This window comes from Prosthecobacter sp. (assembly GCF_049294395.1).
GTDB lineage: Bacteria > Verrucomicrobiota > Verrucomicrobiia > Verrucomicrobiales > Verrucomicrobiaceae > Prosthecobacter.
Genome location: NZ_JBAQCR010000221.1, coordinates 17,276 through 30,478 on the forward strand (window position 1 = coordinate 17,276; position 13,203 = coordinate 30,478).

Here is a 13,203-nt window from a genome sequence, read left to right on the forward strand (position 1 = left end):
GTGGACTGGCCCTAAAGGAAAGCGAATCGTCCGTTACCTTTCAGGGGTGCTTTCCCAGCCTGAAAAAAACGGTGAGCAGTCTTGCGCTGGGTTCGCTCTGCTGGTTCAATCTCTTCAGATACCAAACCCATCGCACGCCATGACACTCAATCCTAAACTCACCAAGCTGCTCAATGAGCAGATCAACAACGAAATGTCCTCCAGCTACGTCTATCTCGCCATGGCGGGGTGGTTTGAGCGGACTCCTTATGCTGGCTTTGCTCAGTGGATGTTTGCCCAGAGCCGCGAGGAGACCATGCATGCGCTGAAGTTTTACCAGTACCTCGTGGATCGTGATGCCAAAGTGGAGCTGCAGCCCATCGAGAAGCCGAAGATGGACTACAAATCGGTGATGGACGCCTTTCAACACAGCCTGAAGCAGGAAGAAAAGGTCACCCAGCAGATCAATGACTTGTACGAAGTGGCGGAGCAGGTCAAAGACCACGCTTCGAAAAACCTCCTGCTCTGGTTCCTCAATGAGCAGATGGAAGAAGAGAAGACCGTGCGCGACATGCTCGACCGCCTCAAACTTGCTGGCGATGACCCGGCCAGCCTCCTCGTCCTTGACCGCGAAGCGGGCAGCCGAAAGTCCGCAGGCGGTGGTTCCCGCCCCAGCATGGCTGGCGGTGGTGCTTGAGACTGACGCTTTTTACGGCAGCAACTGCATATCCCACGGCCACAACGGTGTGTACGTGGCGGATTCGACCCAGCCGCGCACATGGTCGTCGCCGCTGGGGACTTCCACATAACTCCAGGCTCCGCGTTTTTCGAGCAGACGCACTTGGCTGCCAGGTGGCAGCGCAATGACATTGCCGGACGTGACTGTAGCTGCGGTGTAGGCGCTGACTTCGCGTGCTGTGACCACCATCACATCCTTCACGCGGTCCCCCGGCGCGGGCCGGATGGAGGCGAAAGTGGCGGAAGGGATGAAAACCAGCAGGCCGATGATGCTGAAAATCAGTGCAGAAGCACCGCCGCTGCCGCCTTTCTGTGAGACGGCAAGAATCCAGCGCATGAGAGCCAGCAGAATGATCCACACACCTGCGGATGCGGCGATGACCCAGGTGTTTTTGTTCAGCAGCAGGCTCCACTCAGCCAGCGGAGAGTCCTCGCCGAATCGGAAGAATCGCAGCTTTTCATCAAGATGCCGCAGGTTCTGCCGCACTTCGGGATTCAAAGGGTCCAGCAGCTGCGCACGCTGGTACCACAGCGCCGCACGCCCCATGTCTTCCTGACGGTAGCGGGCGTTGGCGATGAGGGTGAAAACCGCAGAGCTCAAGGCGGGGGGCTGCTGCTTGGTGAGTGATTCACCCAGGTACTGTGCTTGGGTGAATTTGCCTTTTTCCAGAGCCTCGCGTGCCTGCTGATACACTTCATCAGGGGAAGCATCCGCAGCACCGGCATTGAGTGAGAGCGTGGCCAGCGTGGCGATGAGCAGGGCGGTGCGTTTCAGCAGCGGTGCCAGTGTGGACAGGATGCGGCTGCGTTCGCCCGCGCCAAGCGCTTGTCCCGAGGTGGGAGCTCCGGTGAAACTTTGGGTCTCATAGCGGCGGATGATCTGCCGCAGTTCCTCGTCCTTCACTTCTCCCGGCTGGCTGCGGTGAATGAAGTGGGCGGCGCGCTGCAGGAAATCACGATCCGCGAGATTGCTTTCCTCCAGCCCATGCCACATTTGCTGCAGTTCGCCCCGCAGTCCGCTCGTGGCTTCGGCTCGATGCCGGCGAAACCATGTGAACAGCGTTACCAGAATAACAAGCGCCGCCGGGATCGACTGAATGGCCCAAAAACGTGCGCTGGTGGTCAGCGGCGCGCTGACGGCTGTCGTGCTCAGCCACCGTGCCTTGGCCGGAACGTTCATGAGGATGTCGCTGATCTGCGGCTTGGGCTGCTGCACAGGTGGCGGCTTGGGTGCCTCTCCACTGCCGCTGCTTTCCACACCCGCAGCAGCTGCCGCCATGACGCCTGGCTTGATGCGCAGCGCAATCGGCGGCGTGCGTGCGGCCACGTATTTCTTCTGCGTAGGACTGAAGTAGCTCAGCTCAAACGGTGGCAGCTCGGGATGCACTTTCTCCGGCACAAAGACCATCGAATATCCAATGCGGCGCTGCATCGCGGGCGTGAGATTGGGGTCGATCGGGCCGTCCACATTGTAACGCCGCGGAGGGTACGCCTTCCATCCCTCTGGGGGCATAAGGCCGGGTGCGTTGAGGGCGTCGAAATTGCCTGAGCCATCGATGGTGATGTCCACAGCCAGCGGATCACCCACGCTGAGTTCATTGGGGGTGGCGGTGGCGCTGATGCTGAAATCACCGACCGCACCGCTGAAGTTTGCGGGCTTGCCCTCGGTCGGAAGCGGCAGAACCTTGATCTTCACCTCCTGGCTTTTCACCACCTGCTTGCGTGGCTCCGCTCCACCCATGATCATGCCAAACGGCAGGCCCCGGCTCATCTGCCTCTGGGTGGCTTCGTCAAAAACCTCGTACAACAGTTCACAGGTGGCGGGGCCCACTTTCAGATCGCCCGCGTGGAGCGCGGAGAGCGTGCTCCGGTAAGTGATGACGATGTAGTCAATGTCGTTGATGCGCTGCGGGTTCTGGTCGGCCTGCTGAGGAAAGCGGGCGATGGCAAAATCACTCTTGTTCACTTCGATCAGGCCGACCCGGCGCAGCATCACACTGCCGCGCGGCACAAACAGGCTGGCACTGATGGGAACGACCTCGCCCTGATAAACCTCCGTCTTGCCCACTTCGATCTGAAACAGCGGTATGGTGGGATCTTCGGCTGCAGTGGGAGCGGCCGTTGGCGATTCACTGACGATCAGGCGAACCTCGTTGGTTTTGAGGATCTCACCATTAACAAGCACCTCCTGCGGTGGAATGACAAACTCGCCGGGTTCATTGCTGGCGACACCCCAGACGAACTGCGAGGAGATGATCTGCTGCGCACCTTGGATGTCGATTTTCTGCCGGGTGGAAAGAGCAGTGGTCAAGCCTACTTGCACCGGGAGTCGCAGTTCGGGCTCTTTTTGGATGATGCCGTTTTGCACGGTGATGACGTAACTGACTTCCTGCCCGGTGCGCGCATGGTCTGGCTGGAGATAAGCGCGCACCGTTGCTGCAGAGGCACTGGAAATGAGGAAAGTCAGGAAGAGCAGAGCCTGCATCAAGATGGAATGAGGGATGAGCTTCCAAGGACGAACTCCCGGAATACCGGTCATGACTGCGGACCGCGCCTGGATTGAGTGGGGATGGAGGCTTTGAATCATTCGAGCTTGGAAATTTCGTTCGTCATGGCCGAAGGCGGCTGCTCACCAGTCTTTTTTGTTCGGCGGCGGAGTGTGGTAGCGGCTGGTCGGCGGCGCAGTGATCTCGTCCATGTACTGACGGATGATCCCTTCCGCTTCGCCGGGGGTGTAACCGGTGCGCGGGTTGCGTTGGTCGGACAGACCTTCCTTGGCCGTTTTTTTCTGATCGTCTCCGCCAGGCTTTTCGCCTTCTTTGCCCTTCTGGCCTTCTTTGTCGCCAGGGTTGCTGCCTGCGGCCTGGAGCCGGCCTTCGGGCAATTCTTTGGCATCCTTGCCGCCGATGCCGTCATCAGCCTCCTTCTTTTCACCTTTGCCCTCTTTTGGTTCTTTGGGTTCACCTTCACCGTTCGGGTCGCTGCCTTCTTTGCCAGCATCTCCCTCTTCGCCCTCCTCACCTTGCTGGCCTTGACCCTTGTCTCCTTTTTGCCCCTTCTTGCCTTTGTCGCCTTTCTTGCCCTGCTTTTCTTCCATCTGCTTCATCACTTGGCGCAGTTGGGCCAGCATTTTGTCCACGTGTTCGCGGTTTTCGCGCAGTTCCTTGTTTTCAGGGTCGAGGTCTTGAGCCGCTTCCAGATGGCGCAGCGCGTCGGTCCAGCGTTGCAGCGTGATCTTCGGCTGCTGCTGCAGGCCCCGCACGCCTTGATCATACAGCGTCTGGCCGAGTCCGCGGTGCGCTCGTGCGCGCAGGGACTTGTCCTGCGTGTGGAGCACTTCGCTGAAATTCTTGACGCTGCCATCGTAGTTGGTGAGGTCATGTTCTGCCGTGGCCAGACCGTAGAGGAGTTCCTCCCGGGAATGCGCGTCGAAGTCCTCGCGTTCCAGTAGCGTTCCATAAAGGTCACGAGCTTTTTTGAATTCCCCGCCCTTGAGTGCCTTGAGCGCATCATCCGGTGTGGGCCCGCTCGTTGCAAAGAGAGCGGCCAGCACCCCTCCTGCTCCAGCGGCTTGCGCAGATGGTGCTGGCGTAAAGGCGGCAACAGCCAGTGCCAGCACGACCGGGCGTGCGGCTGGGCGGGGCAGGGCGCTGATGATCCAGGCGAGCATGAGCAGGAATATACCCAGACTCAGCGGCCAGGCAAAGCGCTCAATCGGCCTCGAAGTCTGCCGGTTGGCGGACTCCTGCTCCGTCAGACGGTCGAGCACGGGCTGGATGGACTGTCGGCTGAGCGGCCGGGTATCAAGTTTCAGGAAGCGTCCGCCGGTGGCGGTGGCCAGTTGTTGCAGCACACCGCTTTGCAGTTGTGACCGCACCACATTGCCGGCCTCGTCTCGGATGTAATCACCTTCCACCTCAGGGTTTGGAATGAGCGTGCCTGTTTCGGTGCCTACCCCTACGGTGACGACAACGATTCCCGCCGCAGTGAGCCGTTGGATGTAAGGAACAAGGTTCGCATCGGCGTCCCCGCCGTCGCTGAAAATGACCAGCGCGTAATTGCTCTTGGGCAGGCCTTTGATGGCACGCAGCGTTACCTCCAGCAGGTCAGCCAGATTGCTCCCGCCCCACTCAATGATCGTGTGGTCGAAGGCCAGCAACGACTCAATGATGGCGTCATGGTCGGTCGTAAGCGGCGCCTGCAAGTAGGCGCGGCCGGCAAAGGCCAGCAGGCCCACTCGCTCTCCGCTGAGCTCCATCACAAGGTCATGCGCTGCCAGCCGTGCCCGCGTCAGGCGGTCAGGGGGGACATCGCGCGCGAGCATGGATCGTGAGGTGTCGATGGCGATGAAGATGTTACGCCCCTTGTCAGGAACCTCGAGCTTTTCCTCCCCCCAGCGCGGTTGGGCCACAGCGACGACGAGGCAGGCCATGGCCATGATGTACAAACCATACACCAGCCATGAACGCCACAGCGAGCGGCCCATGACGAGCGCCGGGCGCAGACGCACCGCAGTGAAAAGGCGCTCTGCCTTGGAGGCATGTCCATCCACCAGCAGCTTCATTCCCACCAGCGCGGGAATGATCAGCAGGAACCAGAGCAGATGTTGATGGGCAAAACTCATGACAATCAGGTGGCGACCGGCTCAGGGGCCGAGTGCAGAACGGTCAAAGACAGCAGCAGCGCGAGAAACAACGCGATGGCGGAAACGGCGAGCGGCCAGGGAAACAGCTCTTCGGTTTCGATGATTTTGTGATGTTCGATTTTGGTTTTTTCGAGCTTGTCGATGGTGCCAAACACATCGCTGAGCGAACTCAGGTTTTGCGCCATGTAGAACTGTCCGTTGCCGATGGCCGCGACCTCCTTGAGCGTGCCTTCATCAAAAAGCTGCTGCCCCACCGGCGTGAACGTGCCGCGCCGGGGATCGGGGATGCTGTGAATGCCCGGCGTACCGATGGCGATGGTGTAGATCTTGATGCCGAGCGTGGCCGCCAGCTTCGCTGCATCCTGCGGGCTGAGCCGGCCGGAATTGTTCGCGCCATCCGTCAGCAGAACGATGACTTTGCTAGGCGATTTTTCTCGGCGCATGCGGTTGGCGGCGGACGCGATGCCGGACCCGATCGCAGTGCCGTCACCCACACGCTGGGTCTGCACACGGTCGAGGTTGTTGATCAGCCAGTCACGGTCAAGCGTGAGCGGGCAGGGCAGGTAGGTTTCCCCGGCAAAGGCCACGATGCCGATTTTGTCACTGCGGCGCCCTTTGATGAAGTCCGACATCACGCGCTTGGCCGCCGTAAGACGGTTCACGGGCTGCCCCCCGATGTAGAAGTCTTCGATCAGCATCGACAGCGAGACGTCCACCGTCAGCATGATCGAGATGCCATCGGCTTTTTCCTCTTCGTAAGATAAAATTTTCTGCGGCCGCGACAGCGCCAGGATGCCAAAGATCAGGCTGGTTAGAATGAGTCCAAAGACGAAGCCTCCAAGACTGCTGCGCGCTGGTCGTCCGAGTTCACCCAGCAGGGAGGCGGTGGGAAATTTGATGGCAGCCCGTTTGCCACGTGCACCACGCAGCATCGCCAGCAGTGGCACCAGGGGCAGCAGCAGCAGCCACAGGGGGTGGAAAATCTGAAATGCAGGAAAGCCCGGAATGATCATGGTTTCTCCTCCTGCATGCGTGCGAGCGCTTGATCGATGAGCATCGTCGATTCCTCTTCCGTACGTGGGGCTGGCATGAAGGAAATCTCGTCACACAAATGAGCCACCGGCTCAAACCGTTCGCGCCACAATCCCTGGGACCTCGGCACCTGCATGCCGGGCTGTCGGTCTGTTTTGCCTTCAAAGAGTTCGCGTGTTGTGCGGGCTGGCGCGGGCACGGAGTAGCGTTCCTGCAGGTAGCGCCTCAGGATCTGCGAGATCCGGTGGCTCATGTCCTGCGGCGGGATGGTTTGAATGCGTGCGCGCAGTTCATTCAAGGCGCGAAAGGCTGAGCTCCACGGCTGCCGCAGAGGCGCTGATGGCGTCTCTTTCGGTCGCACCAGCAGCCAGACGATCAGGGCGATCAAAAGACAAAGCAGCAGCAGGGTCGCCCATGGAATCCACCAGGGCGGCGGCAGTTGCACGCTGTCAGGCGGTGGCAGATCAGGATGCGGCAACGGGGGCGGCCCCTGAAATTGCGCCAATAGAATAGGCAGGAAGTGCAGCGCTGGCTTCATCCGCGTTTCCTCCTTTTGCGCGAACGGAAATAGGCTTTCAGGGCAGGCGCGTAATCCTCGTCAGTGCGCACGGTGATGCGCTCGACGCCGCAGCGCCGCAGCAGGTGCACCAGCGCGTTCTGTCTTTCCGCCAGACGTTGTTCATACTGCTCGCGGACGGCCGGATGGGAGGTGTTGACGAGAAATTGCTCCCCGGTCTCCGGATCTTCGAGGCAGACGCGGCCTGCGTCCGGCAGCGTGATTTCACGCGGGTCCAGAATCTGCGCCGCCACCACGTCATGTTTGGCTGACACAGCCCGCAGGCTTTTCTCCCAAGCATGGTCAGGGGTGATAAAATCAGAAACCAGGATCACCAGTGCCCGATGGGCGATGCGTTCGAGCGCAAGATCAAGCGCGGGCTTGATGTCCGTGCCGTGCCTCTTGGGTTCATTGTTTAAAATGTCACGCAGGATGCGCAGGGCATGCGGCGCTCCTTTTCGTGCTGGCAGGTAGTGCTCGATGCCGTCGGAAAAGAGCGTGAGCCCCACCTTGTCCTGGTTCTGCACGGCGCTGAAGGCAAACACCGCCGCAATCTCCGCCGCACGTTCGCGCTTCGAGTCCTCCTGGCTGCCGTAGTCGCCCGACCCGCTGACATCGACGCAGATCATCACCGTCAGCTCACGTTCCTCGACATATTTGCGCACAAACGGATCGTTCATGCGCGCAGTCACATTCCAGTCAATGAAGCGCACATCGTCCCCGGGTTGGTACTCCCGGAAATCATCAAACTCGATTCCTTGGCCCTTGAATCGGGAGTGATACTGGCCGCCCAGCATCTCCTTCACCATGCCTCGCGTGAGCAGCTCGATGCGCCGCACGCGCTTGAGGATGCGCGTGAGTCTGGCGTCGTTGTCGTTCTGCACAGTTTCCCCGTTCACAGTGTGGGCGGTGTTAAGGAACAGGCAGCTTGTCGAGGAGTGTCTTCACCACATCATCCGTCGTCACCCCTTCAGCTTCGGCTTCATAAGAAAGCAGAATACGGTGGCGCAGGATGTCTGGGGCGAGATCTTTGATATCCTGCGGAATGACGTAATTGCGGCCATTCAGGAAGGCCAGCGCCTTGGCGGCCAGCGCCAGATTGATCGTGCCGCGCGGTGATGCGCCGCAGCGGATGAGCAGCTTCAGGTGCGGGGCCAGCGCCTCAGGGTGGCGCGTCGCATGGATCAGAGCCACGATGTAATCGCGGATCTTTTCATCCATGAACAAATCGTTCACCACCACGCGGCTGGCGCTGATCGCCGTCACGTCGGTGACTTGGTTCACATCGAGTTTCGGCGCAGAAGTGGCCATCGCATCCAGCACCATGCGTTCTTCCACGGGTGTCGGATAGGTGACGCGGATTTTGAGCAGGAATCGGTCAAGCTGGGCTTCTGGCAGCGTGTACGTACCCTCCTGGTCGATCGGGTTCTGCGTGGCCAGCACCATGAAGGGGTCGGGCAGCTTGTGCGTGTTTTCACCGATGGTGACCTGCCGCTCCTGCATGGCTTCCAGCAGGGCGCTCTGCACCTTGGCCGGTGCGCGGTTGATTTCATCTGCCAGCACCAGATTGGCAAAGATCGGCCCCAGTCGCGGTGTGAAGGTGCCGTCTTTCGGATGGTACACCATGGTGCCAATGACATCCGCAGGCAGCAGGTCGGGAGTGAACTGAATGCGCTGGAACTTGGCCTTCAACGTTCCCGACAGCGTGCGCACCGCCAGTGTCTTGGCAATGCCAGGCACACCTTCGAGCAAAACGTGCCCGTTGGTCAGCAGCGCCACCAGCAGGCGGTCCACCAAGGCGGTCTGCCCGATCAGCACGCGGGCGATTTCGGTTCGGAGCGGAGCCACCCAGAGGGAGGCTTTGGCGATGGCTTCCTGATCAGGAACAGCAGGGGGGGCGACGGAGGCGGGCATGTGTTTGTGCGGTACTGGTCAACGGGGGCGTTCCCCGCGTCAACTCTCAAGGATCAATGTATTAACGCCCCATGGGCCGGTTTATGTTGCTGGAATTGTAAGACGTTTGGGCTTTCTTGCCTTCAATGACCCTCCAAGACCTCCGTGAACAAGTCTGTGAAGCCAACCGTGCCCTGGAACCCAGCGGCCTCGTACGCCTCACCTGGGGCAACGTCAGCGGCATCGACCGTGCCTCCGGTCTTTGGGCCATCAAACCCAGCGGCGTGGACTATTTGGAGCTCAAGCCTGCCGACATCGTCGTTCTCGACCTGGATGGCCGGGTGGTGGAGGGCAGCCTCAGGCCCTCCTCCGACACGAAAACACATCTCGTCCTCTACCGCGAATTTCCCGAAATCGGCGGGATCACCCACACTCACAGCCTGCATGCCACCATGTTTGCGCAGGCGGGGCGCGAGATCCCCTGCTTCGGCACCACGCACGCGGACCACTTTCACGGCACCGTTCCACTGGTGCGTGCGCTCACACCCGCTGAAGTGACCCAGGACTATGAACATTTCACCGGGGTCGCCATTGTCGAGCGCTTGCGCGAGCTGCAACTCAGCCCGCTCGAAATGCCCGCTGTGCTGCAAATCCATCACGCGCCATTCACCTTCGGCAAAAGCGCCATGGATTCGCTCAAGAACAGCATCGCCCTCGAAATGTGCGCTCACATGGCCCTCGGCTCTGCCACCCTGAATCCTGCCTTGGGTCCCATCCCCGGGCATATCCTGGAAAAGCATCATTTGCGCAAGCACGGCCCGGGCGCGTATTACGGACAGAAATAACCCAGCCTTCTTCACTGATGAAAACCCGCAAACCTCTCTCCCCCATTCGTTTTCAGCGCCTGCTTCTGCTCCCAGGGCTGCTGGCCGCTTATCTCCTGACTGGATGTTCCAGCGAAAGACGGGACAGGCTCTGGCAGACGATCGATCCAGCTGGTTATAAGCATGCTCACAGCGAAAGCTTCAATGGTGACAGGGCTCTGCGCAGGCCCGAGCCCAGCAGATTCTCGGAGTCCGGCGATATACCTTTGGAACTCAATTAATAAAAACGAGAATTGAAAGGGGCTGCGGCACTAAGCGGTTCGGTCGTACTAAATAAAGCATGGCTTAGTTGGGGGGCTTTGGAGCTGACCCTTATGTTTAGGGGTGATCACCCCCGTTTTGCCAAACCCAGTTCATTCGACGCCCTCACCTGACAAGGTGATTGGGTCAGGGCGCTTTGGTTCTGCTGCATTGAAAACCAGCACCTTTGCCGTGGCGTGGCTTGTGGTGGTTCTGACGGGAAGCTTGCTGATGGCTCAGTATTCCCAAACCGCCGGTGCCATAGGCGCTCCGCCTGTGCAATGGCCAAAAAACAGCCGGGCACATCGTCATTCAGGTCAGTCCCAGCTCGTGATGTTTCTTCATCCACGCTGCCCCTGCTCCCGCGCTACCCTCGGAGAACTGGAACAACTCGTGGCACACTGCCAGGGAAAGTTCAGTGCTCAAGTGTGGTTCATCCAGCCGCAGGGCATGGAGGACGAATGGGTGAAAACCGACCTGTGGCATGCTGCCGCAGCCATCCCTGGTGTTCAGGTAAATGTCGATCATGAAGGCAATGAAGCCCGCCTTTTTCAGGCGGTCACCTCAGGCCAGACACTGCTCTATGATTCCGCAGGCGGGCTGGTTTTCCAAGGCGGCATCACCCTTTCCCGCGGCCATGCCGGGGACAATCCCGGGCGGGATGCCGTCGAGAGTTTGTTGAAACAAAAAGTCCCCCCTGCCATCAGCCCCCCTGTTTTCGGCTGCGCTCTCGGACGGGTAAACAACCAAAAGGAATGCACAGTATGTCAGCCGTAGCCGCGAACAACCTGCCACAAGGTCTCCCCTTGAATCAAGCAACCGCATTGTTGCGTGTTTCCTCCAGCGGGGTGTGTCAGCAAACCAGCCCGCTGGTCGATGAAACTGCGGCCTCTCCATTGGCCAAGACAGACTCAGCACTGCAACAACGTGCGGCAGAGTTGTTTCGCGCCGCAGAGAATGACTTGCACCGGCACACCGATCAGCTGTTTGCGCGGCTGATGATCGTGCAATGGCTGGCGGGAATTGCAGCCGCCTTGTGGATTTCCCCCCTCACGTGGATTGGAGACTCCAGCCAGGTCCACGTCCATGTCTGGGCAGCCATTCTGCTCGGCGGAGCGATCAGCGGTTTTCCGGCATGGCTCGCCTGGCAGCATCCTGGCTTGACCGTGACCCGTCATGTCATTGCCGTCGCCCAGGTGCTGACTTCGGCGCTGCTCATTCACCTGACGGGAGGTCGCATCGAAACGCACTTTCACATTTTCGGCTCCCTGGCCTTCCTAGCCTTTTACCGTGACTGGCGTGTGCTCGCCACGGCCACCATCGTGGTCGCCGCTGATCATCTGCTCCGCGACTTGTACTGGCCTCAGTCCGTGTTCGGTGTGCTGACCGCCAGTTCATGGCGCTGGGTCGAGCACGCAGGCTGGGTGCTGTTTGAAGACGCCATTCTGTTCGTCGCCATCCGCAGGATGCTCCAGGAAATGTCCGAGATTGCTCTGCGTCGCGCCACACTCGAAGGCAGCAACGAGGAAATCGAACGTCAGGTGGTGGAGCGCACGACGGAATTGAACACGACGCAGGCCGAATTGCTCGAAACCTCACGTCTCGCTGGCATGGCGGAGGTCGCCACCAGCGTGCTGCACAATGTGGGCAACGTCCTCAACAGCGTTGGTGTCTCGGCGGAGCTTGCGACCAGCAAGGTGCGCGAGTTCAGGACCGGAAGTCTGAAAAACGTGGCCGAGCTCTTGCAGCAGAATTCGGCAGACCTGCCCGCCTTCCTCACCACTGACCCGCGTGGAAAAATGCTTCCGGACTACTTGCTCAAGCTGGCGGTGCATCTGGCAGAGCCTCGGCAGGCCATCCTGCAGGAAATGGAAATGCTGAAAAAAAACATCGATCACATCAAGGAGATCGTGGCCATGCAGCAGCGCTACGCACGTGGCACCGGCGTCGTCGAGGTGCTTTCCGTGGCCGACTTGATCGACGACAGCCTCCGCATCAACGCCGCCAGCTTCACTCGTCATGAAGTCAATGTGGTGTGTGAAATCGCTGAGGTGCCGCCATTGAAAACGGATCGGCATAAAGTGATGCAGATTCTGGTCAACCTGCTGAGCAATGCCAAGCACGCCCTGGATCAAAGTGAGGGTGACCGGCGCATGATGGTGCGCGTGACGCAAAACCAGGACGGCATGCTGGAAATTGCCGTCATCGACAACGGCACCGGCATCGCCCCCGAAAACCTCAGTCGCATTTTCTCCCACGGCTTCACCACCAAAAAACTGGGTCACGGTTTTGGTCTGCACAGCGGTGCGCTGGCGGCCAAGGAGCTGGGCGGAACTTTGAAAGCTCACAGTGATGGTCCGGGCCTGGGCGCCACCTTCACTTTGACACTGCCATTGGGAAATTAATCCAACCATGATAAATACAACCACGACAGCTGCGCATCGGCGCATTTTAGTCATCGATGACAACCGGTCCATTCATGATGACTTCCGCAAAATCCTGGCCCCGGTTAGTGCGGCAGATGATGCGCTGGAGGCTGCTGAGGCCGCCTTGTTTGGCTCCCCGGTTCAGGCGCAGACCGCCAGACAGACTTTCACCATCGACACCGCATCCCAGGGGGAGGAAGGACTGCAGATGGTCAAAAACGCGCAGGCGGAGGGGCTGCCCTATGCCATGGCTTTTGTCGATGTCCGCATGCCGCCGGGCTGGGACGGCATCGAGACCACTCGGCAGATCTGGCAGGTCTGCCCAGACATGCAGATCGTGATCTGCACCGCCTATGCGGACTGCTGCTGGAGCGAGGTGCAGGAGCAGATCAAGCCACGTGATCGCATGCTCATTTTGAAAAAGCCCTTCGACATCATCGAAGTGCTTCAGCTGGCCATTTCACTCACGGAAAAATCGCGGTTGCTGCTGGAGTCCAAATCTCACCTTCAGGACCTCGAACAGCGTGTGAAACTGCGCACGCAGGAGCTGGAGGCTTCCAAGCTGGCAGCCCACGAAAAAGCATCCCTGCTCGAACTCTCCAGAGATGCCATCTTGGTGTGTGGTCTCGATCATCGTATCACCTATTGGAACAAGAGCGCTGAACGCCTCTATGGCTGGACTGCGGCTGAGGCGGTCGGACGCCTGGTGACCGAGATCAAAGACCAAAACTCGGAAGTTTTTCAGCAGGCATTCGGAAAAGTCATGCAGGCCGGGGAATGGGACGGTGAGCTTCAACAAGTGGGCAAAGA

12 protein-coding genes are annotated in these 13,203 nt (G+C 59.6%); 6 read left to right on the plus strand and 6 right to left on the minus strand.

The window, feature by feature from the left end:
- Positions 1-139 precede the first annotated feature (139 nt).
- The gene (locus tag WAW39_RS15320) at positions 140-676 is read left to right on the plus strand and encodes a ferritin (RefSeq protein WP_422320071.1); all 537 of its coding nucleotides are present in this window, start codon (positions 140-142) and stop codon (positions 674-676) included.
- 12 nt (positions 677-688) lie between these two features.
- Here WAW39_RS15320 and WAW39_RS15325 read toward each other — a convergent pair whose 3' ends face one another.
- The 6 genes from WAW39_RS15325 to WAW39_RS15350 all read right to left on the minus strand — a co-directional run bounded on the left by WAW39_RS15325 (position 689) and on the right by WAW39_RS15350 (position 8,864).
- On the minus strand, positions 689-3,202 hold the full coding sequence (locus tag WAW39_RS15325) for a hypothetical protein (protein ID WP_422320072.1): 2,514 nt from the start codon (positions 3,200-3,202) through the stop codon (positions 689-691).
- A gap of 144 nt (positions 3,203-3,346) precedes the next feature.
- Positions 3,347-5,341 carry a VWA domain-containing protein gene (locus WAW39_RS15330; RefSeq protein WP_422320073.1) on the minus strand — a complete coding sequence of 665 codons (1,995 nt, stop codon included), beginning with the start codon at positions 5,339-5,341 and terminating at the stop codon, positions 3,347-3,349.
- A gap of 5 nt (positions 5,342-5,346) precedes the next feature.
- Positions 5,347-6,375 carry a VWA domain-containing protein gene (locus tag WAW39_RS15335; RefSeq protein ID WP_422320074.1) on the minus strand — a complete coding sequence of 343 codons (1,029 nt, stop codon included), beginning with the start codon at positions 6,373-6,375 and terminating at the stop codon, positions 5,347-5,349.
- A complete protein-coding gene (locus WAW39_RS15340) occupies positions 6,372-6,932 on the minus strand; it encodes a DUF4381 family protein (RefSeq protein WP_422320075.1) in 561 nt (186 codons plus the stop codon). The genes WAW39_RS15335 and WAW39_RS15340 overlap by 4 nt, the downstream gene beginning before the upstream one ends.
- Positions 6,929-7,849: a DUF58 domain-containing protein gene (locus WAW39_RS15345; RefSeq protein WP_422320076.1), complete on the minus strand. Its 921-nt coding sequence runs from the start codon at positions 7,847-7,849 to the stop codon at positions 6,929-6,931. Before WAW39_RS15345 ends, WAW39_RS15340 begins: the two co-directional genes overlap by 4 nt.
- Positions 7,850-7,862: 13 nt before the next feature.
- The gene (locus WAW39_RS15350) at positions 7,863-8,864 is read right to left on the minus strand and encodes an AAA family ATPase (protein ID WP_397383846.1); all 1,002 of its coding nucleotides are present in this window, start codon (positions 8,862-8,864) and stop codon (positions 7,863-7,865) included.
- Between the two features lie 125 nt (positions 8,865-8,989).
- Here WAW39_RS15350 and araD point away from each other — a divergent pair, with 125 nt between their 5' ends.
- The 5 genes from araD to WAW39_RS15375 form a co-directional block, all read left to right on the plus strand.
- Positions 8,990-9,688, plus strand: coding sequence for an L-ribulose-5-phosphate 4-epimerase AraD (gene araD, locus WAW39_RS15355; RefSeq protein WP_422320077.1), 699 nt, complete (start codon positions 8,990-8,992; stop codon positions 9,686-9,688).
- Between the two features lie 17 nt (positions 9,689-9,705).
- Positions 9,706-9,948: a hypothetical protein gene (locus WAW39_RS15360; RefSeq protein ID WP_422320078.1), complete on the plus strand. Its 243-nt coding sequence runs from the start codon at positions 9,706-9,708 to the stop codon at positions 9,946-9,948.
- 349 nt (positions 9,949-10,297) lie between these two features.
- Entirely contained in the window at positions 10,298-10,744 is a 447-nt protein-coding gene (locus WAW39_RS15365) for a hypothetical protein (protein WP_422320079.1), read from the plus strand.
- A 29-nt stretch (positions 10,745-10,773) separates the two neighbouring features.
- Positions 10,774-12,372, plus strand: coding sequence for a sensor histidine kinase (locus tag WAW39_RS15370; protein WP_422320080.1), 1,599 nt, complete (start codon positions 10,774-10,776; stop codon positions 12,370-12,372).
- Positions 12,373-12,379: 7 nt separating this feature from the next.
- Positions 12,380-13,203: response regulator (locus WAW39_RS15375; protein WP_422320081.1), on the plus strand; the 824-nt coding region annotated here is incomplete at its 3' end.